Consider the following 23385-nt stretch of genomic DNA (forward strand, 5'->3'; position numbering starts at 1 on the left):
AACCCCGGGGGCATCAGCCCTCCGAGTGAATGCCCTTCATCAGGATCACGCCGCCCAGGCGCGTGGTGTCGGCGCGCATGCGCTTGGCCAGCGTGTCGGGCGAGCCGGGCTGCGCCTGCCAGCCGGTCTTGAGCAGCGCCTGGCTCACCTCGGGCGAGCTGATCACTTCGACCAGCGCGGCGTTGAGCCTTGCCACGGCCGAGGGCTTCATGCTGGCGGGCGCGGCGAGCGCGGTCCAGATCTCGAGATCGGCGCCGCGCACGTCGGCGTCGCGGATGGTGGGCAGCTCGCTCGCCAGCGGGCTGCGCTCGGGCGAAGTCACGCCGATGGCCTTGATCTTTCCCGACTTGATGTGCGGCATCGCCAGGCCTGGGGGCAGCAGCGCCAGCTGGATCTCGTTGGCCAGCAGGCCCGCGATGACCTGCGGGTTGCCGGTGTAGGGCTTGTGCTGCGCGGTGATGGCCGCGCGGCTCTTGATGAGTTCCATGCCCAGGTGGCCCACGGTGCCCACGCCCGGCGTGCCGTACTTGCCGCCGCTGCCGAGGTTGCGCACCCACAGCAACTGGTCGGCCGCGGTCTTGCCCGTGGCGCTGCCCGACACCGCCAGCACCAGCGGCGCGGTGCCGATCAGGCCGACGGGCGCGAAGTCTTTCTCGGGATCGAAAGGCAGCGACGGGTTGAGCAGCTTGGCAATGGTGAGATTGCCGTTGATCAGCGCGCCGATGGTGTGGTCGTCGGTGGCCTTCGCCACCAGGTCGGCCACGGTGTTGCCGCTGGCGCCGGGCTTGTTCTCCACCGTCACCGGCTGGCGCAGGATCTTCGACAGAGGCTCGGCAATGGCACGGGCCGCGAGGTCGGGCGATGCGCCGGCGGGGAAACCCACCAGGATGTGCAAGGGCTTGGTCGGCCAGGCATCGCCGCCGTTGTTGTTGCGCTGCTGCGCCCAGGAAGCCTTCGCGAGCAGCGAGGCGGCGACAGCTGCCGCGCCGCCTTCGAGCAAGCGGCGTTTGGTGATCGTCAAGATGACTCCAGAAAGAATGAAAAACCGGGGAAACCGCTAACGTTTCGTTTACACAACGTTACAGGATGAGGCCCGATTAATCAAGTCTGAACAAACGCCGGACAGGGCTTTAGCATGGATGGCGAGGGCGCATCGACCTGATGCCGCCCCATGCCACCAGAGGGAGCGAACGCCGATGATCGAGTTTTTCCACACCAAGGACCGCCTGCGTTTTCTGTTGTACGTGAGCGCCATTGCGGCGCCGCTGCTGATCGCCAGCGCATGGATCGTGAGCAGCATGGAAGAATCCGCCGCCGCCAAGGGCGAGCCCAACGCGCAGGGTGGACTGAGCTATCGCATCCAGGAAAAGAGCGGCGCCAAGACCTTGCCGCCGCCGCTGGCCGCCTTGCTCTCGGTGCCACCAAACACCTTGATGACCGACGTGAACGTGAGCGCCGACAGCGCCGGCCGCGTGAGCAGCGCGACGGTCAAGGCGTTCAGCACCGACGGCTTCCCGGCCGTGGCCGCTTTCCACAAGCCCACCCTCTCGCCCGTCACCACCGACAGCGCGACCTCGCTGGAGGGCGTGCGCGATGGCTACGAGATCAGGATCTCGCAGGAGACCAGGTTCTTCGACAACGATCCCTACAAGGACCGCACGAAGATCGAGTACTACATCAACCCCGTGAAGAAGCCTTAGCCCCGGCCGTTGCGTGCAGCAGTTTGCGCTGCGTGGGAAACAGCGACCAGCCCCATCGCTGCTGCGCGTAACCCCACAGGCCCTGCTTGAAGAACAGCGTGACAAGAATGGCGAGCAGCCCCAGCCCCAGCAGATACCAAGTGCCGTAGTCGCTCAGGAACTTGTTGAGCGCCCAGAAGATGAGCGCGCCCACCAGCGGCCCTTCGATGCGCCCGATGCCGCCGATGACCACCATGAAGATCGCGAAGGCCGTCCAGTTGACACTGAACGCCGCGTCGGGGCTGATGCGCAGGTTGCCGACGAAGTACAGAGCGCCCGCGAGCCCCGCGCCTAAAGCCGCGACCACATACACCGCCAGCTTCATGCGCGCGACCGGAATGCCCTGCGACTCCGCCGCCACCTCGTTGTCGCGAATGGCCAGCAGCGCGAGGCCACGCTTGCTGCGCAGGAACAGGTACACCAGCGCGACGGCCGCGACCACGCAGGCCAGCGCCATCCAGTAGGTGGTGCTCTCGCGCATGGCCTTCTCGATGCCGCGCAGCGCGGTGAGCGTGGTGCCCGAGCCGCCGCCCACCGCCGACACGTTCGCAAAGCTCAGCCGGAACACTTCGGCGATGACCCAGGTGCCGATGGCGAAGTAGCCGCCCGACAGCCTGAACGCGACGAAGGAAACCGGAATGGCGACGAGCCCCGCCGCCAGCGCGCCCAGCGGTATCGCCAAGAACGGATTGACGCCCGCGAAGTTGCCCAGCATCAGCATCACATAGCCGCCGAAGCCGAAGAAGGCCTGCTGCCCGATGCTCACCATGCCGCCGTAGCCGGCGAGCAGGTTCCACATCATCGCGAAGATGAAGTAGCAGGCGATCTCGACGAACTCGCGCATCCAGCTCGACTCGCCCCACCACGGCAGGCTGGCGGCAACGAGCACGAGGGCAATGCCGGTGGCCAGCGCGGCGCGGCTCGCGGCGGTGGCGCGCTCGACGGCGATGAGCGAAGGAGGCATGTTGGTCATACGGTTCATCCGCGCGTCTTGGGAAAAAGCCCCTGCGGCCGCAGCACCAGCACCACCAGGAACACGATGTGCCCGAACCAGATTCCCCAGCCTGGGTCGAGCCTGAAGCCGATCTGCTGCGTGATGCCGAGAATCATCGCGCCGGCCAGCGTGCCCCAGAAGGAACCCATGCCGCCGATGATCACCGCCTCGAAGGCGAAGAGCAGCAGCAGCGGCCCGTCCGAAGGAGACACCGTGGTGCGCATGCCCTGCAACGCGCCCGCTATCGCGATGAGCACGAAGGCGATGGCGGTGGCAAAGGCGTAGACCTTCTTCGCATTCAGCCCCATCAGCTCGGCGATCTCGCGGTCGTCCGATACGGCCCGAAACGACCGCCCCAGCGCCGTGCGTGCGAAGAGCCATTGCAGCGCACCCGTCGCCAGGAGCGCGATCGCCAGCACGACCAGCGGCAGCACGCCGACCGACATCGCGCTGCCCAGTGCGACACCCTGGGTGCTGAGGCCGCCGGTCTCGATGGCGCGCGGATCGGCCGAGAACAGCTCCAGCAGCAGGTTCTGGATCACGATCGACAGGCCGAAGGTGACGACCAGCGAAGGCAGCGGGTCTTTGCCAAGCGTGCCGTTGAGCACGTAGCGCTGCAGCGCATAGCCGAAGCCGAAGGCCACCGGCAGCACGGCAAGGGCGACCAGCCACGGCGCCACCGCATCGCCCGTCAGCGACACGCCCGCGATGACCGCGAATGCGCCGAGGATGATGAAGTCGCCCTGCGCCGTATTGGTGAGCCGCATCACGCCGAACATCAGCGACTGGCCCAGCGCGAAGAGCGTGTAGAGGCCGCCGAGCAGAACGCCTTGGACAAGGGTTTCAAGCATGGGCAGCCTCGATACCGAAATAGGCCTGCGAAATCTGCTCGCGCGTGAGGTCGCCCGAGTCGCCTTCGAGCGAAACGCGGCCTTCCTGGAAGCAGTAGATGCGCTGCGAGACCTGCCGCGCCATCGTCACGTCCTGCTCGACGATGACTACCGTCATGCCCTCGCCCGTGATGCTGGGCATGGCCGCATAGATCTCGCGGATGACGATCGGCGCGAGGCCCAGCGAAAGCTCGTCGCACAGCAGCACCTCGGGGTTGCTCATGAGCGCGCGGCCCAGCGCCACCATCTGCTGCTGCCCGCCCGAGAGCGATGTACCCGGCTGGCGGCGCTTCTCCGCGAGGATGGGGAACAGCGCATACAGGCGCTGCAGGTTCCAAGGGCCCTTGCGCGCTGCGGTGGCGCCCATGAGCAGGTTCTCTTCCACGCTGAGGCTGGGGAACAGTCGCCGGCCCTCGGGAACCATGGCAAGGCCCCGACGCACGATGTCGCCCGGGGGAAGGCCTCCGATGGGCTGGCCCTTGAAATGGATGGCTTCGCGCGGCGCGCGTACCAGGCCGGTGAGGCTCTTGAGGAAGGTCGACTTGCCCGCGCCGTTGGCGCCGATGATGGCGACGAGTTCGCCTTGCACCAGGGCGAAGTCGATGCCGAAGAGGGCCTGGGCGTCGCCGTAGAAGGCCTGGAGGGCGTGGGTAGAGAGCAGAGCGTTCATGGTCTTTGCTCCCTCCCCTTCCGGGGGAGGGCTGGGGTGGGGGCAAGCGGCGTGCGATGAGGCGTCGCGGCGAAACCAGCGCCGTCATGCCCCCATCCCGGCCTTCCCCTGGAAGGGGAAGGAGCAATGCAGAGCGCGCTCATGCCTCCATCCCCATGTAAACCCGCCGCACCTCCGCATCATTCATCACCACCCGCGGCTCTCCCTCCGCAAGCCTCTGCCCGAAGTTGATGACGAACAACCGGTCCGCCAGCGACAGCAGTGCATGCACCACGTGCTCGATCCAGATCATCGTCACGCCTCGCGCCTTGATCCGCTTGAGCTCCGCGACAAGCACGGCCGCCTCCGGCTCCGTCAACCCGCCCGCGATCTCGTCGAGCAGCAGCAGGCGCGGCCGCGTCGCCAGCGCACGCGCCAGCTCCAAGCGCTTGCGATCGAGCAGCGTCAGCCCGCCCGCCGGCTTGTTCGCATGCGCCATCAGCCCCGTCTGCGACAGCACCTCGTGCGCCGTCTGCCAGGCTTCGCGCTCGGTCTGCTGCCCGCCGAAGCAGGCGGCGGTCACGAGGTTCTCGAACACGCTCATGTTGCCGAAGGGCTGCGGCACCTGGTAGCTGCGGCCGATGCCCGCATGGCAGCGCTGGTGCGGCTTGAGCCGCGTCACGTCGCGGCCCGCGTATTCGACGCGCCCCGCGTCGACGCGCACGTCGCCCGAGATCAGGTTGAACAGCGTGGTCTTGCCAGCGCCGTTGGGCCCGAGGATGCCCAGCGTCTCGCCCTCGGCCACCGCGAGCGTGATGTCGTCGGTGACCTTGAGCGCGCCGTACGACTTGCTCACCGCATGCAATGCCAGCAGAGCCATGACGTTCTTCTCTTCTTCAGAGCAGCCGCAGCTTGCCGCCGATGGGAATGTTGGTCGCCGCCTCGTTGTTGACGATGGTCAGCTCCACCTTGTACTTCTGGCCCTTGCCCCATTGGCCGAGCACCAGCGGCGTCTTGCTGACGTTCTTGAACGGCCCCTGGCCACCCCACTTCACCGGCCCGACCACGGAGTTGATCGAGGTCGAGGCCACCGCGTCGCGCACGTCCGAAGCCTTCAGCGACTTCGCGCGCCCCAATGCATTCGCCGCCACCTCGAACAGCGCATGCGCGAAGCCGATGGGCTGGGTCCACTGCTTCTTCGTGCCGGCCTCGTAGGCATCGGCCAGCGCCTTGGCGCTTTGCTGCGTGAGGCTCGACGTGAACGGATGCGAAGGGCTCCACCACACCTCGGTCGACAGGCCGTCGCCCAGGTCGCCCAGCGCCTCGATGGCGCCGGGGAACAGCAGCGCCTTGCCCAACGTGATGACCTTGGGCCTGAAGCCCTGCTGCCGCGCCTGCGTGAGGAAAGTCTTGGCGTCGGGCGGAATCACCACGCCGGTGACGATCTCGCAGCCCGCGCTCTTGAACGCGGCGATCTGCGCGCTGAAGTCCTGCGTGCCGTTCTGGAAGCGGCCGGGGTCGGTGAGCGTGAAGCCCATCTGCGCGAGCGGCTTCGGAAAGCCAAGTTCCTTGTCGCCCCAGGCGTTGCCGTCGCCGTCGTTCGGGAACAGGCCGCCCACCTTCTTGTTGGTGGCCAGCGTCTTCCAGCCGTTGGTGAAGTTGGCAATGACGTCTTCCAGCCCCCAGAACATGTGGTACGTCCAGTTGAAGCCCTTGGCAGGGTCGCCCTTGCGGCCGAAGAACCACGGCTGCCACGGCACCACGCTGGAGACGCAGGGCACCTCGTTGAGTTCGCAGGCGTCGCTCACCGGGTTCGCGGTCTCGGGCGTTCCCGCCGTGAGCACCAGCGCGACCTTGTCCTTCAGGATCAAGTCGTTCGCCACCTCGCCCGCGCGGTTGGGGTTCGACTGGCTGTCCTTGAGCACGATCTGCACCGCGTACTTCCTGCCGCCGACCGCGATGCCGTCCTTGAAGGCGGCCTTCATCTGGTCGATGACCCATTTGTCGGCCTCGCCGAAGGGCGCGAGCGGGCCGGTCTGCGGCGACACGTAGCCGATCTTCAGCGTGTCGGCCGCGAACACCAGCGGTGCCGCGCCCGAAGCCACCAGCGCGGCCGTGGCCTGCGTGAACTGTCTGCGATTGAATGCCATGGTTGTCTCCTTTTCTTCTGTTCGTGTTGCCGCAGGGGGCCGGAGTCAGCGCGCGAAGTGCGGCGGTATCTGCGCGTCGACGTTCACCCACACGCTCTTCACCTGCGTGTATTCGCGCATCGCATCGAACCCCATCTCGCGGCCGTAGCCGCTCTGGCCGACGCCGCCGAAGGGCGAGCCGGGGTTCACGCGCTTGTAGCTGTTGATCCAGACCATGCCGGCGTGCAGGTCGCGCGCCACCTTGTGGGCGCGCTGCAGGTCGCGGGTCCACAGGCCGCTGCCCAGGCCGTAGTCGGTGCCGTTGGCGATCTGCATCGCCTCTTCGTCGTTCTTGAATGTGAGCACGGTGACGAAGGGGCCGAAGACCTCTTCCTGCGCGACGCGGTCCTTGTACGACTTCGCGCGCATCACGGTGGGCTCGACGTAGCAGCCCCTGGCAAGATCGCCGCCGGGCGACTGCCCGCCCGCTAGCAGTTCGCCGCCTTCGCTCTGTGCCACCTCGACATAGCCCAGCACGCGCTCGCGATGCTGCGCACTGGTGAGCGGGCCCATCTCGGTGTTCTCGTCGAGCGGGTTGCCGAGACGGATCGACCTGGCCAGCGGGATGAACTGTTCGAGGAACGCGTCGGCGATCTTCTCGTGCAGCATCAGCCGCGAACCCGCGATGCAGGCCTGCCCCTGGTTGTGAAAGATCGCCCATGCGCTGCCGTTGACGGCCGCCTGCAGGTTCGCGTCTTCGAAGACGATGTTCGGCCCCTTGCCGCCGAGTTCGAGCTGCACCTTCTTCAGGTTGCCCGCGCTGGCCTGCACGATGCGCCGACCCGTGGCGGTGCTGCCGGTGAAGGCGATCTTGGCGATCTCCGGATGCTCGGCGATGTACTGGCCCGCCACGCTGCCCAGCCCCGGCAGCATGTTGACCACGCCCGGCGGCAGGCCGGCCTCGGCCATCAGCTCGGCAATGCGCAGCGAGCTCAGCGGCGTGATCTCCGCCGGCTTCATCACGATGCAGTTGCCGGCCGCGAGCGCGGGCGCCATCTTCCAGCTGGTGAACATCAGCGGAAAGTTCCACGGCACCACCTGGCCGACGATGCCCACGGGCTCGCGCAGCGTGTAGTTGAGAAAGCCCTCTTCGACCGGGATGGTCTCGCCCTGGAACTTGTCGGCCATGCCGCCGAAGTAGCGGAAGCACGCGGCGGTGCGCGGCACGTCGAGCCGGCGCGAGTCGCGGATGGGGTGGCCGGTGTCGAGCGATTCGAGGCGTGCGAGCTCTTCGGCATTGGCCTCGATGAGGTCGGCGAGTTTCAGCAGGATGCGGCCGCGGTCGGCGGCGGCCATGCGGCTCCATTGGGGGAAGGCGCGCTTTGCGGCGGCCACGGCCTTGTCGACGTCGGCCTTGCCGGCCAATGCGACCTGGGCGATGGGCGTGTTGTCGTGCGGGTTGAGCGTGGCGAGGGTCTCGCCGGACTCGGCGTCGACGAAGCGGCCGTCGATGAAGAGCTGGTGGCGGATGGGCAATTCAGGCATGGTCGTTCCTCTCCCTCCCCCGCTGGGGGAGGGTTGGGGTGGGGGCTTCTTCAAGGAGGGCACGGGCCTGGAGAGCCCCCACCCCTGCCCTCCCCCAGCGGGGGAGGGAGCAATGCATCAGAACTGCACCGGAATCTCCGGCGACTCGCCGTTCTGGATCTCATACACCAGGCTCGGCGAGCCGTTCTCCCACACCAGCAGCATCGAGCGCTTGGGGCTGAAGCCCTGGTGGCGGCAGTAGGCGGGCATGGCGGCCATGTCGCCGGCCTTCATGATCACGCGGGCCATCGGCTTGCCGGTGTTCTTGTCGCCGCAGTCCCAGTGGATCTCGTCGGTCATCTGGAAGAACCACTCCACCCGGTCGTTGCCGTGGATGATCGGCAGGATGTGCTCCTCGGTCGTCGGGCACATGTAGCTGTGCTTCACCACCGAGGTGAAGCTCGGGTTCCACGTGACCTGCGAACGGCTCAGGAAGCCGAAGAGATTGAAGGCGTGCACATCGTTCTCGAAGCCGGGCTCGGGGTGCAGCTCGGGCTGGCCCTGCGGCACGTCGGCGAAGGCGCGATTGACGGGCGCGCCGCGCTCGTCGCTGCGCAGGTCGAGGTCGCCCTTCAGGCCCACGCAGCGTTTTGCGAGTTCACGTGCCCTGGTGATCTTGGCGGTGTTGTTGCCATTCTTGCGGCCGTAGGGCGAGCCGGTTTCCTGCGGCGCGGCGAAGGGGTCGAAGCTCTCGTTGGTCCAGTCGTCGAGCATGGCCTCGAAGGTGGCGCGGATCTGGGCGGTCGGGAAGTTCTCGAGCAGGTCGATGCCCGCGTCCTTCATGGTGCCGTTGAAGCTGCCGGCGTACAGGTCGACCGACTCGTAGTGGTTCACCGTGCCGAACACGTCGTCGAAGTTGACCCAGCCGTAGAAGAAGCCCCAGGCCACGTCGCGCATCAACGCGCGCAGGTAGCTGCCAGCGTCCATGGTGTGGCTCATGGGGCGGCCGTCGCGGGTCTTCCAGCCGATGTGCACGAAGTATTCGTCGCGGCGGAAGCTGAAGCTGCCGAGCGAGAAATTCTTGTAGCCGAGCGTGGCGTCGGGCTGCGACGCGATCACCTTGGCGAGTTCTGCGGGTGCGTTCATGGTGTTTTCCTTGTCTGGTCTGAATAAGTGGCCTGCATCCTTCGTGGAACACCGCGGAACCGGCTTTGCCGGGCCGCAGGTGTTGCCCCCGGTAGGGGGTTGGCGTAGCGACACGAAGTGCGCGCAGCCTGGGGGCGAGTCAATGTGCTTGGCAGATGTCGGCCCACTTCTCTACAGAGAGGTCGCCCTTGCAGCTTTGAAGGACGATCACGCCCGGCTCGCCGGCGCTGCGGAACTGGTAGGCGGTGTTCTTCGGCAGCAGGCCCTGGTGGCCGCGCGAGAGCTTCATCCAGCCCATCTTCTTTCCCTTGGGCTCGCCCTTGACGAGCACGGCGCCGTTCTTGTCCTTGTCCGGCACCGTCTGCGCGGCATCGAGCTGCACGAGGTGCACTTCGATGTCGCCGTCCATCACCAGCGCGAACTCGTCATGCGCGCAGGTGTACCAGGGCGAGGTGCCTTCGGCGCGCAGCGTCTCCAGCACGTAGATCTGGTTCTGGCCGAACACGACTTTCTCGTACGGCTTGCTGTTGCTCGCGATCTCGAAGCAGTTGGAAAACGCGTAGTGGCGCACGTCGTCGTCGATCGGTTCGACGTGACCCTTCTCGAAGTGCTTGAGCGATCCGAAGCGGGTCTGGTAGGCGGCCGAAGTGGTGGCTGTCATGGCTTGTCTCCTTGGATGAGCGAACTCTAGGAGCCAATGGCCGCAGCCGGTAGGGATCAGATCGGGAGAGGATTATTCGGAGTCTCCGAATAATCGCTGGGGTTTTCCCCCTGTTCGCGGGGCTATCCGCTGGAGCGGCTGAACTCGATGAGTTCTGCGGGAATGAGGCCGCGCTCGATCAGCGTGGCGTCCCAGGGCGGCACGCGGGTGAAACGCGTGGCGATGTGCTCGATGAACAGGCGCAGCTTCAGCGCATTGCGCGAGGTGCCCGCGTACACCGCGCTCAGCGAGAACGACGACAGCTGGTGTTCGGCCAGCACCACCTGCAGGTCGCCGCGCGCGATGGCGTCGCCCGCCACCAGCGTGGGCAGGCAGACGATGCCGGCATGTTCCAGCGCGTATTCGCGCAGCAGGTGCACGCTGTTGGTCAGCAGCGCGGCGGCGAGGTAGATGGTGGTCTGCTCGCCCTGGTGATGAAAGGTCCAGCGGTCGCGCGTGGGATAGCCCGAATACAGGCCGAGCTTGTGGCGGTGCAGCTCGCGCGGCGTGGCGGGCGTGCCATGGGCTTCCAGGTAGGCCGGCGTGGCGCAGAGCACGCGCCGCACCGGGAACAGCGGGCGAGACACCAGTTCCTGCGAGGCCGCCGGAAAAATCTGCAACGCGCAGTCGACACCGGCCTTGACCGGATCGGCCACCGCGTCGCTCACGATCAGCTCCAGGTGAATGTCGGGGTAAGTGGTCTGGAACTCGCGCAGCAGCGAAGCGAAGCGGCCCAGCACCATGCCCGTCAGCGCATGCACGCGCAGCGTGCCGGAGGGCGTGCCGCGTGCGTCGCGCATCTGGTCGACGATGTCGTTGGCGCGGCCTACCAGCTCGGTGCAGTCGCGCAGGAAGGCCTGGCCCATGTCGCTGAGCCGCACCACGCGCGTGCTGCGGTGGAACAGCGGCGCGCCCAGGAATTCTTCCAGTTGCTTGACCCGCGTGGTCACGACCGAATTGGCCACCCGCAGCTGCCGAGCCGCTTCCGCGAAGCTCTGGGTCTGCGCGACACGAACGAAAGTTTCAATGCTTTGGAGGCGGTCCACGGCGGCACTGTACTGCGGCGCCGTGCGTTGCGGGCAAGCCTAAAGGCCGTGAAAGACCGTCAGGCGCTGTATCGGGGGGTTACTTGCCCCACTTACAATCCCTGCCGCATCACCCACCCCCTACGAGGTCTTGTCCGCAATGCCCAAGAGCCCCCGGCCACGCGCCCGTTTCAGCTTCTCCCCCACCGTGCGCGCCCTCTTCCTGGCCGCTGCGACCTGTGGCGTGGCGCTACCCGCGCTGTCCGCCGTCGAGCATGAGGAAGTCGACAAGCTCATGCAGGCCGGCAAGCTCGACGAGGCCATGACCAAGGCCGACGCCTTCCTCAAGGACAAGCCACGCGATCCGCAGATGCGCTTCCTCAAGGGCGTGATCCAGCTCGACACCGGCAAGCGCGCCGAGGCCATCGCCGCCTTCACGCAGCTCACGCAGGACGCCCCCGAGCTGCCCGAGCCGTTCAACAACCTGGCCGTGATCTACGCAAGCCAGAACCAGTTCGACAAGGCGCGCGCCGCGCTCGAGAGCGCGATCCGCACCAACCCCAGCTACGCCACCGCCCAGGAAAACCTCGGCGACGTGTATGCACGGCTCGCGAGCCAGGCCTACAGCAAGGCACTGCAGCTCGACCAGAACAACACGGCCGTGCAGCCCAAGCTGGCGGTGATCCGCACGCTCTTCACGCCCACGCCGGCCGGCGGCAAGTCCAGCACGCTGGTGGCATCGGCCGCGCCCGTGCCTGCGCCGACTCCGGCCCCGGCTCCCGCTCCGGCGGTCAAGGCCGCCGCACCGGCTCCGGCACCGGCCCCCGCCGCGCCGCCGCCCGCCAAGGTCGCGGCCGCGCCCGCACCGGTGGCTGCAGCGCCCAAGGCGCCCGAAGCAGCGCCTGCCCCGGCACCCGCGCCCGCACCGGCCGCAAGCACGGCCTCCAACGCCGAGGTCGAATCGGCCGTGCGCGCCTGGGCTTCGGCATGGGCCAGCCAGGACATGGACCGCTACCTCGCGGCCTACGGCAGCGACTTCACGCCCGGCGGCGGCCAGAGCCGCAAGAACTGGGAACAGGACCGCCGCGCCCGCATCGTCGGCAAATCCAGCATCAGCGTGAACATCGAAAACCTGGTGATCAAGGTCGACGGCGACAACGCCACGGCCAAGTTCCGCCAGATCTACCGCGCCGACAACCTCAACGTCTCCAGCCGCAAGACGCTGGACATGCAGCGCTCCGGCAATCAGTGGCACATTCGCAAGGAAAGCGTCGGCGGCTAGTGGCAGACATCGTCCGGCACGGCCGGCTTCAGAATCCCCCGTTCCGTCCGCGCAGCGGACACCTGCTGGCAGCGCTGATGGCCGCGTCGGCGCTGATGCTCGCGGCGCCGGGTGCCGCGTTGGCATCGGCCACGGCCACCACCAAGCAGGGCAGCTCGAAATCCGGCAGCGGCAACAACGCTTCCAAGTCCAAGACCAAGGCGGCGAGCAGTGGCAACGCCCGCTCTCCTGCAGCGCACGGCGCACGCGCTTCCGCCAAGGAGGTGAAGGAAGCCAGGGGCGGCAAGAAGGCCGCGCTGGCCGAAACCAAGGCAGCCGCCGCCAAGCCCACCCGCAGCAAACAGGCGCGCGCCGCGGCCCCCATCCAGGAAGCCAGCAACGCCGAGGCCCGCCTCATCGCCGTCTACGAGATGTTCGGCCGCGGCCAGGCCCGCCCCGCGCTCGCCAAGGCCCGCGACCTGGTGCGCGACTATCCGAACTTCCAGCTCGCGCAGCTCGTCTATGGCGACCTGCTCGCTGCCCAGGTGCCGCCTTCGAACAGCCTGCCCGACACCGCCAGCATCGCCAAGATGCGCGGCAACCCGGCCATGACCGAATTGCACGAAGAGTCGCGCCGACGCCTGCAGGCCCTGCGCGAACGGCCGCCGGCCAACACGGTGCCTTCGCAATTCCTGGCGCTCTCCACACGCAGCCGCTACGCCATTGCCGTCGACGCCTCGCGCTCGCGCCTGTACCTGTTCGAGAACAGCGACAAGGGCCTGAAGCTCACGGCCGACTACTACATCTCGGTCGGCAAGTCCGGCACCGACAAGGCCACCGAGGGCGATGCCCGCACCCCGCTGGGCGTGTACTACATCACCAGCAGCCTCGACCCGAAGTCGCTGAAAGACTTTTACGGCGCAGGCGCCCTGCCCATCAACTACCCCAACCCGTACGACGTGCGGCGCGGCAAGACCGGCGGCGGCATCTGGCTGCACGGCACGCCGCCCCAGCAGTTCGCGCGGGCGCCACTGGCCAGCGACGGCTGCGTGGTCATGGCCAACCCCGATCTCAAGCAGCTTTTGCGAAAAGTGCAAATCGGCGCCACGCCGGTGGTCACGGCGCGCAGCCTGCAATGGATTTCGCAGCCGCAGGCAGAAAAAGAATCCCAATCCATTTCCAGCGCAATCAATGGCTGGAAAGATGCGCGCGCCAATGGCAATGAAGCGCAATTGAAGAAATTCTATTTGCCCGATTTCCAGCGCATCAGCAAAAAATCCACCGAGGGTATTTCCGCCGTCGACGACGAAGTGAAATACGCGCAGGGCAAGCGCGTGCAGCTCAAGGACATGTCGTACCTCCATTGGCGGGACGGTGACGACACGATGGTGGTTACCTTCGGCGAAGTGTTCGAAGGCGAGAAGAGCGGGCGCTCCCGGCGCCAGTACTGGCTGCGCCAAGGCAGCGAGTGGAAGCTCTTCCACGAAGAAATCCTGGGCTGAAGCCCTGCTGGCGACGCGGTCACGGCCCCCGAGCCGTGACATTTTGCTCACGCATTTCGCCTTTTTTGAGTGTTACAACTGGTGCTTCGTGGCCCCGTGCTACGTAACGCGTAACGGGTTTGTACCCGTAACGTAACCCTTTCGCGCGTTCCCGGCGCCGTAACGTCACCCTCCCCACTTCATGGGAGGTCGCACGCGGCCCTCAGAGGGAAAAATAGGATTTCAAAGTGTTAACCAGCCGATCGTCCTTCACGAGGACCCGGCTGGCGAGAGGCTGGCCGCTATCCTGCTTACACCTTTTGGCTAGCACAGCTAAGCGCGAGTCTTGCGGGTTTCTCTTGTTGATACACGGAGTTACTCTGTATAACATCCACCTCACCAGCCTTTGTTAACACTTACTGAAAGGGGTAAATCATGCTTGGTCAAATTACTCGTTTTTTAAAGGACGAGGAAGGCGCGACCGCAATTGAGTACGGAATTATTGCGGGGTTGGTTGCGGTCGCGATTGTTACGTCACTCTCTGGCACCGATGGCCTCGGCCCCAAGCTTTCCGGCCTCTTCACCTATATCGCCGGCAAAGTGACTGCCCCCGCCTCTTAACAGAGCGCTATCGCATCAAGCTCCCTGTCAGTTCTCCAAATCCATCTGAAAAGGCTTCATCATGCTTAACTCAATTGCCCGTTTTCTGCGCGACGAAGAAGGCGCCACCGCCATCGAGTACGGAATCATTGCTGGCCTCGTCGCCGTTGCCATCGTGGCGTCCCTTAACGGTACCAACGGTCTTGGCACCAAGCTCGCGGGTCTGTTCACGTACATCGCCGGCAAGGTAACGGCGCCGGCGTCCTGAGAAACAGCGCAAGCAATGCAATTGGCGTGTCTGCTGTGGTTGCTATTCGTTGCCGTCTATGACTTCCGTCAACGCCGCGTCCCCAACTGGCTCGTGCTTGCCGGCGCCGCAGTGGCACTGGCGGCACTTGCCTCCGGGATGCAGCCCTTCGGCATCGAATGGTCCACCGCACTCACGGGGGCGGCCATCGGCTTCGGCGCCCTGCTGCTCCTGTACGCCATCGGCCTCATGGGGGCTGGCGACGTGAAATTCGCGGGCGCGCTCGGACTCTGGGTGGGCCTGCAGGCATTGCTGCCGATATGGGTCGTGGCCAGCCTGCTGGCAGGCCTTCACAGCGCGCTCTGGCTCGCGCTGCAGCGCTGGCCCGTGGCACCACGGCTGTCGCTGATGCTGCTGGGCCGCTCTTCGGCCGCAAGCAGCGGCGCTGCGTCCGCAACGGCGCGCAGGCGCATCGTTCCCTACGCAGCCTACCTCTCGTTGGCCACCGCGGTCTGGATGGTCTGGGGGCGACAGGGCTAGCAGTCATCTGCCTCTGTCACAGCAGGCCCTTCATTCCTCAAATTCCATGATCGCTTGCACCCATACCTTCATCCGCCGCACATGATCAATCTCACCAAGATCCTCGCCGCCATCCTCGTGCTTCTGGCCATCGCACTCGGTGGCTATGCCTGGATGCTGAGCCGCCAGGCTCCCGCTCCCGCGGTGGCGACAACAGGCCCAGCCGCACCGACCAAGGCCAAGGAGGTGCTGGTCTACCCGGTCGTCGTGGCCGCCAAGGCATTGCCCGCGGGCGAGGCGATTCCCGCGGATGCGCTGCGCGTGGAGCGCCTGACGATCAACCCGGCGGGCGCATTCCAGGACGTGTCCGTGGCTGCCGGCCGTGTGCCGGTGATCGACCTCGCCGAAGGCGCACCGCTGATGGAAAACCAGCTGGTCTCCGGTCTCGCGGTGCGCATCGCCGAAGGCGAGCGCGCTGTCGCGATCAAGGCCGACGAGATCATGGGCGTGGGCAACAAGATCCAGCCCGGCGACTTCGTCGACGTGTTCATCACGCTCAAGTCGGACGGCAAGGACGTCGACCGCAGCCAGGCGCGCCTGCTGCTCTCCCGCAAGCGTGTGCTGGCTTTCGGCAGCGCATCCGTCGATGGGATGCCGTCCAAGGCACCCGACAAGGCGGCCGCACAGCAGGCCCAACGAACAGAAATGGCACGCACTGCCGTGCTGGCGGTACCCGTCGACGAGGTGAACCGCCTGACCATCGGCGACGCCAGCGGCCGGCTGCTGCTCGCGCTGCGCAATCCCACGGACATGTCGCAGCCAGATCCGAAGCTTTTTGCCGAACTTCCCACTGCCTTGCAGCCCGTGCAAGCCAAGACAGGCGAACCGCGCCGCGCGCCTCTTGAAGGCCTCGATCTTGCGCAAGCAGGGCTGACCACTGCCGATCTGGCCACAGGCGGCAAAGGCCCCGGTGTCAAGTCTCCCGCTGTCGAAGCACGAGTCGCAACCGCACCCCGCCGTGCAACCAGTGCTGGCGCGCACGGGGGCCTTCAGGTCGAGGTTATTCGCGGCGCCCGCAGCGAAACCGTTAGCTATTGATCGGGCAGACAGCCGATACCCGCCATTCAGGAAGAACACATGCATTACATGCCTCGCGAGCAGTCGACCTTTGTCACCCGCAGCCCCGCGAAAGCTTCGTCACGACTGCTGCGCCCGGCCTTGGTCGCCTTGTCCGTGATGTCACAAGCTGTGTGGCCGACAGCGTCCATGGCTGCCGATGCGCAAGCAGCGCGCCCGCAACCGATGCAGCGTCCCTTGATCCTCGGCGCTGGCACGCAACAGGAGCTGCTGATTGAAAAGGGCATCGATCGCATGGCGATCGGCGACGAGGCCATCGCCACTGTCGCAATCACACGCAAGGCACCCAACTCCGCGGCGGCACGGCTGATCGTCACCGGCAAAGTTGCAGGACGCACCTCGTTGATGGTCTGGGAAAAAGGCAGCACCTCCGCCATCACCTATCCGGTCGAAGTGCGGCGCCCCTCGTCCACGGTGAGCGGCAGCATGGACAGCATGACCGCACACCAGGTAGCGCGAGACACTGCGCTGGCCAGCAACGGTGAAAAGGCGGATCTGATCGACCGCTCGGTGGTGAACGTGCGCAGCAACACGGTGCAAGTCGAAGTCAAGGTGGTGGAATTCAATCGCAGCGTACTCAAGCAGGCAGGGTTGAACATCTTCAGCACGCGTCCCAACTCGAGTGGCTTCAGCTTCGGCGTCTTCTCGCCTTCCTCCCTCATATCGTCGACCTTTGCCGCCAACGGCCAGATCGCCGTCCAGTACAACAACCCGCTGACGCAAGCTTTCGACCTGCTCTTCAACTTCAGCAAGGCCGGCATAGGATTGAACTTCGGCTTTCTTGAAGGTAACGGCATGGCCCGTGTGCTAGCCGAGCCCACACTGGTGGCGCTGTCGGGCCAGAGCGCCAGCTTCCTGGCCGGCGGCGAACTGCCGATCCCGGTGCCGCAAGGCCTGGGCACCATCAGCATCGAATACAAGCCCTTCGGCATCGGCCTCACACTGACTCCGACCGTGCTCTCCAACGAACGCATCGTGCTCAAGGTTGCCCCCGAGGCCAGCGATCTGGACTACACGAACGCCATCACCCTGAACGGCGTCGTGGTGCCCGCCATTACCACGCGCCGTGCCGACACCACGGTGGAACTGGGCGACGGCGAGAGCTTCATCATCGGCGGCCTCGTCAGCCGCACCACCACTTCGAACGCCAGCAAGGTGCCGATGCTCGGCGACCTGCCGATCATCGGCACCTTCTTCAGCAAGAACAATTACCAGATGAACGAGAAGGAGCTCGTGATTCTGGTCACGCCGCACCTGGTCAAGCCCATCGCGCGCGGCACCGACCTGGCGCCGTACCTGCCCGGCAGCGCCGAACAGCGCGACGGCGCGGTGTGGCGCGCCTACCTCCTCGGTGGCGCGGTCGACACGCCGGTTCCAGGCTTCTCCCGCTGAGCACGATGACGCGGACCATGCATCGCAGCAGGCAGGCCCCATGAACGCTCCACGCGACAGCATTCCAGAGACAGGCAGCGAGACCTATCTGTTCGCTTCGAGCAACGGCAGCCACATCACGTGGCTGACCGATGCGCTCGGCACGCTGGGCTCGGTGGTGGTCCTGGCGCCGGACACCAAGTCGATCGACGAACGCATCGCCCTGCTCGGGCCGGTGGCGGTGTTCATCGATTTCTCGCCCGACCAGAGCGCCAATGCCGTCCAGCTCCATCAGCGCCTGAAGCGCGACTGGCCCACGCTGCCGGTGCTGGCCACCGGCGTGTCGGCCGAACCCGCCGCCATGCTTTCCGCTTTGCGCGCGGGGGTGGACGACTTCATCGACATGGCCGCGCCGTCCACCGACGCGGTCACGACGCTGCGCGCGCTGCTCGACCGCCGCAGCACTCTGCAAGGCGGCACGCGCGGCAGCACGTTGGCCTTGCTGGGCGCGCGCGCCGGACTCGGCGTGACCACGCTGGCAACCAGCCTGGCCCTCACGCTGCACGACCAGCTCGCGCAGGCCCCCGCGCGTCCGCCGGGCCGCAGCTCCAGGCACGGCGTCGCGCTGCTCGACCTGGGGCTGCCGGCACGCGACGGCCTGCTCTACCTCGACACCCAGAGCGGCTTCAGCTTCGTCGACGGCGTGCGCAACCTGCGCCGGCTCGACCAGACCCTGCTGCACACGGCGCTCGCGCATCACACCAGCGGCGTGGCCATCCTGCCGCTGCCCGCGAGCCTGGCGCAGGTGCGCGAGATCTCGCATGCCGACTCGGTGGCGCTGATCAAGCGGCTGGCCGACTTCTTCGATTTCCAGGTCGCCGATCTCGGCGGTTTCTCGACCATCGACTTCATGGCGCAGACGGTGCGCGAGGCGCAGCAGGCCTGGGTCGTGTGCGACCAGAGCATCGGCGGCATCGTGTCCACCGCCAACATGCTCAAGGAGCTGCGTGCGCGCAACGTCGAGATCGAACGCCTCTCGCTGGTGGTCAACAAGTTCGACAGCCATGTCGGCCTCACGGCCAAGGACATCGCCGAACGGCTCGAGCTGCCACTGCGCCACGTGCTGCCTTCGCGCAGCGCACAACTGATGGCGGCGGCGAGCCGCGGCGAGATGCTGGTGCGCACCGCGCGCAGCGACCCCTACGCGCAGGCGGTGACGGGCCTGGCCCGCAGCCTGCACCAGGAATACATGTCTGCCACGGGCCAACCTCCGGCCAAGGATCCACGCTGGGTTGCGCTCATGTCGCAAGTCACCGGCCTCTGGAAGAGTTCACACGAAGGCTGAACCCATGTCCACCGATATCGAATTCGCCGACGACGACCAGGCGTTCGTCAACTCCCAGCAGTTCCAGGACATCAAGAGCTGGACGCACGATCACCTGCTCAGTCGCATCGAGGAACTGGGTGCGGAGTTCGGCCGCTGGTCGCGCGCCTCGATCCAGCAGTTCGTCGAACTGGAGGTCGACAGCTTCGTGCGGCTGCGCCGCGTGCCGATCAACGACCGCGAGATGCAGCTCATCTCCGACGCGCTGACGAAAGAGCTCGCGGGCTTCGGGCCGCTGGAAGACCTGCTCAACGATCCGGCCGTGGAAGACATCCTGATCAACGGCTACCAGAACGTGTATGTGTCGCGCCACGGCATGCTGGAACGCGAAACCGTGCGCTTCGCCGATTCCGAGCATGTGATGCGCATCGTGCGCCGCATCCTCGCGCCGCTGGGCCGCCGGCTGGACGAGTCGAACCCGATGGTCGACGCGCGCCTGCCCGACGGCGGCCGCATCAACGTGATCATCGAGCCGCTGGCCATCGACGGCCTCTCGGTGTCGATCCGCAAGTTCCGCAAGGAGCCGCTCACGCCGATGGACCTGGTGAAGCTCGGCACCTTCGATGCCGGCATGGCGCAGCTGCTCGAGATCGCGGTGCGCGCGCGCTGCAACATCCTCGTGAGCGGCGGCACCAGCTCGGGCAAGACCTCGCTGCTGAATGCGCTCGCAAGCTACATCCCCGCGCGCGAGCGCGTCATCACCATAGAGGACACGGCGGAACTCTCGCTCGGCACCAGCCACGTGGTGCGGCTCGAAAGCCGCCCCGGCGGTTTCGACGGCACCGGCGTGGTGTCGATCCGCGACCTGCTGCGCAACAGCCTGCGCATGCGGCCCGACCGCATCATCGTGGGCGAAGTGCGCGGCGCCGAGGTCATCGAGATGATGCAGGCCATGAACACCGGCCACGAAGGCTCGATGGGCACCATCCACGCCAGCTCGCCGCGCGAATGCCTCTACCGCCTCGAAATGCTCGCGGGCTTCGCGGGCTACCAAGGCAGCGAGGTGAGCCTGCGCCGGCAGATCGCCAACGCCATCGATTTCATCGTGCAGATCGGGCGCCTGTCGGGTGGCCAGCGCCGCATCATCTCGCTGAGCGAAGTCACGGGCGTCAACGACAACGTGGTCGCCATGCAGGAGCTCTACCGCTACGAGCCGGTCGTCTCGCCCGACGGCGAGGAGCGCGACCGCTGGGTGTCGCTGGGCATTGCACCGCACTCGCCCAAGATCACGCGCTTTCGCCAGTCGATGTCGCGCGCGCATGGAGACAACCGTGCGTGAAGCCCTGCTCATCGTGGCGTGCATCGCGTTGCTGATGGCGGCCGCGGGGCTCATGCTGTGGCAGTGGGCGAGGAACAGGCAGGTGCGGCTGGCTACCGAACGGCACCTCAGTCAGCAGATTCTCGCGACCAGCACGGCGACCACGGCGATACCGATGCCTGTCAGGGACCGGGAGCTTCCGGGAGAGGGCATGTCGTCGACCTTGACGACGGACCCCTGGCTCGATACCAGCCCTCCGACCACTGAAGCCACGCGTACCGGCCTGCTGGAGCGCGCGATGCCGGGCTGGCTGGTCGGGGTCGTCGAGCCGCGCACCATCGCGCTCGCACTGGCGGCGGTCGTCGCGATCAGCATACTGACGGGAGTGCTGGCGGGCTGGCTTGCGGCAGCGAGCATTCTTTTCGTGCTGCTGCTCGCCGGCAGCTTCTTGTTGTGGTGGCGACTGCAGAAGTTTCGCCGCAAGCTGGTCAGCCAGTTGCCGGCATACATCGATGCGATGGTTCGCCTCATCACGATCGGCAACTCCACGCAGGCAGCGTTCCAACTTGCGATCGCCACAACGGAAGCACCGCTGCGCGTCCACCTGGAACGCTCGGCTGCGCTGGTCCGTGCCGGCTTGGACCTCGACCGTGCGCTGCATCAGACCGCCACCAACGTTCGCATCGAGGAAATGTTCCTGCTGGCATCCATTCTGGGCCTGGGCGTGCGCTACGGCGGCCGCGCCGACCTGCTGCTCGAGCGCGTGGGCAACTTCATGCGCGACCGCGAACAGGCGGAGCAGGAACTGAATGCCATGTCCGCGGAGACGCGCCTGTCGGCATGGATCCTGGGCCTTCTGCCGATCGGTGTGGGCGGCTTTCTGATTCTTACCAACCCCGGCTATTTCATGGGCATGTGGAACGACGAAACAGGCCGCATCCTTATCTATTCCTCCGCGACCCTGCAAGTGGTGGGAGTAGCGCTTCTATATCGGCTTGCGAGGCTGGCATGACGTTCACGTCCAATCAGCTGGCCATCTTCAGCATCGCGCTGCTCGCGCTTGGCCTGATGGTCGGCGCAGGCGCGCTGATCGCGGCCGAACGGCGCCGCACGCGCAGCGGCCAAGTCATCGGGCGCGCCATCCGGCAAGCCGCGCTCACGCCGGGATCACAGTCGGCGACGGTGGCAGAAGTGGAAGCCGAGAACGCATTCAAGCCCGAACTCGAACTGCCTTTTCACTGGCTGGATTCGCGCCTCGGGCGGGCCTTCGTGGCGGACGAAGACCGCAACCTGATCGACCAATGCGGCCTGCCGTCGAAGCGGACGCAATTGATCTTCCTGGTAACTCGCATCAGCCTGGCCTTTGTTTTTCCGCTGCTGGCCTACCTGCTCTGGAGCAGCGGGCATGAGCAAGGCACTGTGGTCACCGTTCTGGCAGCCTGTGCCGTGCTCGGGTTCATGGCGCCCAAGTGGGTGCTCGGCCGCTTCGCCGCCGGCCGCCGCGAGCGCGCGTCCCGGGAGCTCCCGCTCTTCATTGACCTGCTGCGGCTGCTGCAAGGCGTCGGCCTGAGCCTCGACCAGAGCTTGCAGATCATGGCGACAGATTTCTCTCATGTGCTGCACGTACTGGGCTACGAACTCGGTATTGCCAATGCGCAGTACAGCCAGGGCCGTACCCGTGAACACTCGCTGCACCGCCTGGCGACGCTGCACAAGAACGAAAACCTGCGGGGCCTTGTCTCGCTGCTTGTGCAGGTCGACCGCCACGGCGGCGCGGTGCAGGAGCCGCTGCGCGTCTTCAGCGACCGTCTGCGTGAGAGCAGGCGCTCCGAGATGAAGGAACGCATCGGCAAGATCACCGTGAAGATGACCGGCGTCATGGTCGTTTCGCTACTGCCAGCGCTGGTCATCATCACGGCGGGTCCAGGCTTCATCGCGATATTCCATTCTTTGGGAGCGATCGGTAAATGACAAATCTCGGCTTATTCATGCCCATTCGCTCCAGCCGCACGACTCGCATGCTCACATGCGCCGCTGCCGCCGCCTCGGTCCTCGCGGTCACCGGATGCAGCCTCCTCAAGGACACGTCCTCCGCTTACGCCGCCAGCGCCAACGCCCAGGAACGCGCGGCCGCAGAGGCGTCCGCAGAAACCAAATCGAGCGCGAACATCGACAGCAAGGCCACGTACCTCAAGCTCGTCGAGCAGATGCAAAAGGAGGGCCTGTGGTTCGCTTCGCTCGCGCATATCGATGCGCTTGAGCAGCGCTGGGGCGTGTCGCCGGAATCCACTCGCGTACGCGCCGATGCCTTGCGCCAGACTGACCAGGCCGCGCTCAGCGCGCAAGCCTATAAGCGCCTGATCGGCACGCCGCTGGAAAGCGCCGGCTACCGCGGCCTCGGCCTGCTGGCTGGTGCGCGCGGCAGCTACGCGGAGGCGGCGCAACTGCTGGGAAAAGCGCAGCGCCAGACTCCGACCGATGCCCTCCTGCTCAGCGACCTGGGCTACGCCAACCTGCGCGCCGGACAGATCGAGGAAGCCCGACTCCCGCTGATGCAGGCGCTGCAACTGCGCCCGGACAGCACACAGGCCCAGTCCAACCTTGCGCTGTACCTGGAAGTCACCGGCCAGCGCGAACAGGCAGACCGGCTGATGGAAGTCAACCGCATGCCACCCGCAGCGCGCGCCGCGGTGCGCGAGGCCGCGCAGCAGATGCGCACGGGCGGCACGCCGCTGGCGGCGGCAAGCGCGGCGCCCGTCGCCGTCGCACCGCGGCCGCTTGCAAGCACTCCGCAGCCGGCGCGGGAAGACACCGTCCCGCCCCCGTTGATGCTCAAGGCGTCGCGCTGGGCCGGTATGGGCGGCCTGCGCACGGCCAGCCAGTTGAACCCGTCCGTCGCCGATTCCACGCTGTCGATGCCGCCAAACTCCACATCACAAGGTACCCAATGAAGAAACAACACGCTCAACGCCTCGCTCTGCTGGCCGCTGTGTTGGTGATCGCTGCGCCCACTGCGATGGCGCAGGAGGCTGCGAAACCTGCCCAGCCGGAAGCGCCGCCAACTGCCGCCCCACCGGCACACCCCGGCCAGGAAGAAATGAATGCGGCAGGAGAAATCGTCTACGAGCGGCTGCAGGTCGGTGACGCCACCCAGGGCCTGCTCGCATGGCAGCGCAGCGGCGAAATTGCCTCTCCCACGCCACGCCCCATCGCTGGCGACGTGGCAAGTCGCAGCTACGAGCGCTACACGAAGAGTTTCGAGTTTCCGATTCCGGAGCGCATGAGTTCGATCGTCAAGTCGTCCTCGGCGGGGAACGGGGGCGGCAAGTAG

24 protein-coding genes are annotated in these 23385 nt (G+C 66.3%); 14 read left to right on the forward strand and 10 right to left on the reverse strand.

The genetic code is table 11. The annotated features are described in order from the left end of the window. Positions 1-13 precede the first annotated feature (13 nt). On the reverse strand, positions 14-1021 hold the full coding sequence (locus L3V85_RS28715) for a Bug family tripartite tricarboxylate transporter substrate binding protein (protein ID WP_237676037.1): 1008 nt from the start codon (positions 1019-1021) through the stop codon (positions 14-16). Between the two features lie 175 nt (positions 1022-1196). Here L3V85_RS28715 and L3V85_RS28720 point away from each other — a divergent pair, with 175 nt between their 5' ends. Beyond that, positions 1197-1700 (forward strand): hypothetical protein, encoded by a 504-nt coding sequence (locus L3V85_RS28720; RefSeq protein WP_237676038.1) that lies wholly within the window; start codon positions 1197-1199, stop codon positions 1698-1700. Here the strand turns inward: L3V85_RS28720 and L3V85_RS28725 are convergent. From L3V85_RS28725 to L3V85_RS28765, 9 genes are all read right to left on the reverse strand, one after another. After that, complete coding sequence (locus tag L3V85_RS28725) at positions 1678-2721, reverse strand: branched-chain amino acid ABC transporter permease (protein ID WP_237676039.1); 1044 nt, start codon at positions 2719-2721, stop codon at positions 1678-1680. The two genes, L3V85_RS28720 and L3V85_RS28725, sit on opposite strands and share 23 nt — an antisense overlap. Then, positions 2718-3584 carry a branched-chain amino acid ABC transporter permease gene (locus L3V85_RS28730; RefSeq protein ID WP_237676040.1) on the reverse strand — a complete coding sequence of 289 codons (867 nt, stop codon included), beginning with the start codon at positions 3582-3584 and terminating at the stop codon, positions 2718-2720. Before L3V85_RS28730 ends, L3V85_RS28725 begins: the two co-directional genes overlap by 4 nt. After that, a complete protein-coding gene (locus L3V85_RS28735) occupies positions 3577-4293 on the reverse strand; it encodes an ABC transporter ATP-binding protein (RefSeq protein ID WP_237676041.1) in 717 nt (238 codons plus the stop codon). The genes L3V85_RS28730 and L3V85_RS28735 overlap by 8 nt, the downstream gene beginning before the upstream one ends. A 139-nt stretch (positions 4294-4432) precedes the next feature. After that, positions 4433-5152 (reverse strand): ABC transporter ATP-binding protein, encoded by a 720-nt coding sequence (locus L3V85_RS28740; RefSeq protein ID WP_237676042.1) that lies wholly within the window; start codon positions 5150-5152, stop codon positions 4433-4435. A 16-nt stretch (positions 5153-5168) separates the two neighbouring features. Continuing rightward, complete coding sequence (locus L3V85_RS28745; protein WP_237676043.1) at positions 5169-6422, reverse strand: ABC transporter substrate-binding protein; 1254 nt, start codon at positions 6420-6422, stop codon at positions 5169-5171. Positions 6423-6467: 45 nt separating this feature from the next. Continuing rightward, positions 6468-7931, reverse strand: a complete 1464-nt coding sequence (locus L3V85_RS28750) for an aldehyde dehydrogenase family protein (RefSeq protein WP_237680672.1) — start codon at positions 7929-7931, stop codon at positions 6468-6470. 132 nt (positions 7932-8063) lie between these two features. Then, positions 8064-9071: a hydroxyquinol 1,2-dioxygenase gene (locus L3V85_RS28755; RefSeq protein ID WP_237676044.1), complete on the reverse strand. Its 1008-nt coding sequence runs from the start codon at positions 9069-9071 to the stop codon at positions 8064-8066. A gap of 139 nt (positions 9072-9210) precedes the next feature. Further along, positions 9211-9732 carry a hydroxyquinol 1,2-dioxygenase gene (locus tag L3V85_RS28760; RefSeq protein WP_237676045.1) on the reverse strand — a complete coding sequence of 174 codons (522 nt, stop codon included), beginning with the start codon at positions 9730-9732 and terminating at the stop codon, positions 9211-9213. A 122-nt stretch (positions 9733-9854) separates the two neighbouring features. Beyond that, positions 9855-10817, reverse strand: coding sequence for a LysR family transcriptional regulator (locus L3V85_RS28765; RefSeq protein ID WP_237676046.1), 963 nt, complete (start codon positions 10815-10817; stop codon positions 9855-9857). 139 nt (positions 10818-10956) lie between these two features. On the opposite strand from L3V85_RS28765, the gene L3V85_RS28770 reads away from it, so the two are divergent. The 13 genes from L3V85_RS28770 to L3V85_RS28830 all read left to right on the forward strand — a co-directional run bounded on the left by L3V85_RS28770 (position 10957) and on the right by L3V85_RS28830 (position 23385). Then, on the forward strand, positions 10957-12078 hold the full coding sequence (locus L3V85_RS28770; protein ID WP_237676047.1) for a nuclear transport factor 2 family protein: 1122 nt from the start codon (positions 10957-10959) through the stop codon (positions 12076-12078). Then, entirely contained in the window at positions 12078-13559 is a 1482-nt protein-coding gene (locus L3V85_RS28775; protein ID WP_237676048.1) for a L,D-transpeptidase family protein, read from the forward strand. The genes L3V85_RS28770 and L3V85_RS28775 overlap by 1 nt, the downstream gene beginning before the upstream one ends. A gap of 414 nt (positions 13560-13973) precedes the next feature. Continuing rightward, positions 13974-14159 (forward strand): Flp family type IVb pilin, encoded by a 186-nt coding sequence (locus L3V85_RS28780; protein ID WP_237676049.1) that lies wholly within the window; start codon positions 13974-13976, stop codon positions 14157-14159. Positions 14160-14220: 61 nt separating this feature from the next. After that, the gene (locus L3V85_RS28785) at positions 14221-14406 is read left to right on the forward strand and encodes a Flp family type IVb pilin (protein WP_237676050.1); all 186 of its coding nucleotides are present in this window, start codon (positions 14221-14223) and stop codon (positions 14404-14406) included. A gap of 15 nt (positions 14407-14421) precedes the next feature. Further along, a complete protein-coding gene (locus L3V85_RS28790) occupies positions 14422-14925 on the forward strand; it encodes an A24 family peptidase (protein WP_237676051.1) in 504 nt (167 codons plus the stop codon). 81 nt (positions 14926-15006) lie between these two features. Continuing rightward, positions 15007-16002 carry a Flp pilus assembly protein CpaB gene (gene cpaB / locus L3V85_RS28795; protein WP_237676052.1) on the forward strand — a complete coding sequence of 332 codons (996 nt, stop codon included), beginning with the start codon at positions 15007-15009 and terminating at the stop codon, positions 16000-16002. Positions 16003-16041: 39 nt separating this feature from the next. After that, positions 16042-17433 carry a type II and III secretion system protein family protein gene (locus tag L3V85_RS28800; protein ID WP_414080164.1) on the forward strand — a complete coding sequence of 464 codons (1392 nt, stop codon included), beginning with the start codon at positions 16042-16044 and terminating at the stop codon, positions 17431-17433. 40 nt (positions 17434-17473) lie between these two features. Next, positions 17474-18757 carry an AAA family ATPase gene (locus L3V85_RS28805; RefSeq protein ID WP_237676054.1) on the forward strand — a complete coding sequence of 428 codons (1284 nt, stop codon included), beginning with the start codon at positions 17474-17476 and terminating at the stop codon, positions 18755-18757. Positions 18758-18761: 4 nt separating this feature from the next. Beyond that, positions 18762-20075, forward strand: a complete 1314-nt coding sequence (locus L3V85_RS28810) for a CpaF family protein (RefSeq protein WP_237676055.1) — start codon at positions 18762-18764, stop codon at positions 20073-20075. Further along, positions 20068-21066 (forward strand): type II secretion system F family protein, encoded by a 999-nt coding sequence (locus L3V85_RS28815; RefSeq protein ID WP_237676056.1) that lies wholly within the window; start codon positions 20068-20070, stop codon positions 21064-21066. Before L3V85_RS28810 ends, L3V85_RS28815 begins: the two co-directional genes overlap by 8 nt. Next, positions 21063-22025 carry a type II secretion system F family protein gene (locus L3V85_RS28820; protein ID WP_237676057.1) on the forward strand — a complete coding sequence of 321 codons (963 nt, stop codon included), beginning with the start codon at positions 21063-21065 and terminating at the stop codon, positions 22023-22025. Before L3V85_RS28815 ends, L3V85_RS28820 begins: the two co-directional genes overlap by 4 nt. Further along, positions 22022-23005: a hypothetical protein gene (locus tag L3V85_RS28825; protein WP_237676058.1), complete on the forward strand. Its 984-nt coding sequence runs from the start codon at positions 22022-22024 to the stop codon at positions 23003-23005. Before L3V85_RS28820 ends, L3V85_RS28825 begins: the two co-directional genes overlap by 4 nt. Beyond that, complete coding sequence (locus L3V85_RS28830) at positions 23002-23385, forward strand: DUF3613 domain-containing protein (protein WP_237676059.1); 384 nt, start codon at positions 23002-23004, stop codon at positions 23383-23385. Before L3V85_RS28825 ends, L3V85_RS28830 begins: the two co-directional genes overlap by 4 nt.

Source organism: Variovorax paradoxus, assembly GCF_022009635.1.
Taxonomy (GTDB): Bacteria; Pseudomonadota; Gammaproteobacteria; order Burkholderiales; family Burkholderiaceae_C; genus Variovorax.

What these genes read in the sequence shown, in the direction of transcription:
- L3V85_RS28720 (WP_237676038.1), top strand. Translation starts at nt 1,197, where the DNA reads ATGATCGAGTTTTTCCACACCAAGGACCGCCTGCGTTTTCTGTTGTAC.
- L3V85_RS28725 (WP_237676039.1), bottom strand. Translation starts at nt 2,721, where the DNA reads ATGAACCGTATGACCAACATGCCTCCTTCGCTCATCGCCGTCGAGCGC.
- L3V85_RS28730 (WP_237676040.1), bottom strand. Translation starts at nt 3,584, where the DNA reads ATGCTTGAAACCCTTGTCCAAGGCGTTCTGCTCGGCGGCCTCTACACG.
- L3V85_RS28735 (WP_237676041.1), bottom strand. Translation starts at nt 4,293, where the DNA reads ATGAACGCTCTGCTCTCTACCCACGCCCTCCAGGCCTTCTACGGCGAC.
- L3V85_RS28740 (WP_237676042.1), bottom strand. Translation starts at nt 5,152, where the DNA reads ATGGCTCTGCTGGCATTGCATGCGGTGAGCAAGTCGTACGGCGCGCTC.
- L3V85_RS28745 (WP_237676043.1), bottom strand. Translation starts at nt 6,422, where the DNA reads ATGGCATTCAATCGCAGACAGTTCACGCAGGCCACGGCCGCGCTGGTG.
- L3V85_RS28755 (WP_237676044.1), bottom strand. Translation starts at nt 9,071, where the DNA reads ATGAACGCACCCGCAGAACTCGCCAAGGTGATCGCGTCGCAGCCCGAC.
- L3V85_RS28760 (WP_237676045.1), bottom strand. Translation starts at nt 9,732, where the DNA reads ATGACAGCCACCACTTCGGCCGCCTACCAGACCCGCTTCGGATCGCTC.
- L3V85_RS28770 (WP_237676047.1), top strand. Translation starts at nt 10,957, where the DNA reads ATGCCCAAGAGCCCCCGGCCACGCGCCCGTTTCAGCTTCTCCCCCACC.
- L3V85_RS28780 (WP_237676049.1), top strand. Translation starts at nt 13,974, where the DNA reads ATGCTTGGTCAAATTACTCGTTTTTTAAAGGACGAGGAAGGCGCGACC.
- L3V85_RS28785 (WP_237676050.1), top strand. Translation starts at nt 14,221, where the DNA reads ATGCTTAACTCAATTGCCCGTTTTCTGCGCGACGAAGAAGGCGCCACC.
- L3V85_RS28790 (WP_237676051.1), top strand. Translation starts at nt 14,422, where the DNA reads ATGCAATTGGCGTGTCTGCTGTGGTTGCTATTCGTTGCCGTCTATGAC.
- cpaB (WP_237676052.1), top strand. Translation starts at nt 15,007, where the DNA reads ATGATCAATCTCACCAAGATCCTCGCCGCCATCCTCGTGCTTCTGGCC.
- L3V85_RS28800 (WP_414080164.1), top strand. Translation starts at nt 16,042, where the DNA reads ATGCATTACATGCCTCGCGAGCAGTCGACCTTTGTCACCCGCAGCCCC.
- L3V85_RS28805 (WP_237676054.1), top strand. Translation starts at nt 17,474, where the DNA reads ATGAACGCTCCACGCGACAGCATTCCAGAGACAGGCAGCGAGACCTAT.
- L3V85_RS28810 (WP_237676055.1), top strand. Translation starts at nt 18,762, where the DNA reads ATGTCCACCGATATCGAATTCGCCGACGACGACCAGGCGTTCGTCAAC.
- L3V85_RS28820 (WP_237676057.1), top strand. Translation starts at nt 21,063, where the DNA reads ATGACGTTCACGTCCAATCAGCTGGCCATCTTCAGCATCGCGCTGCTC.
- L3V85_RS28825 (WP_237676058.1), top strand. Translation starts at nt 22,022, where the DNA reads ATGACAAATCTCGGCTTATTCATGCCCATTCGCTCCAGCCGCACGACT.
- L3V85_RS28830 (WP_237676059.1), top strand. Translation starts at nt 23,002, where the DNA reads ATGAAGAAACAACACGCTCAACGCCTCGCTCTGCTGGCCGCTGTGTTG.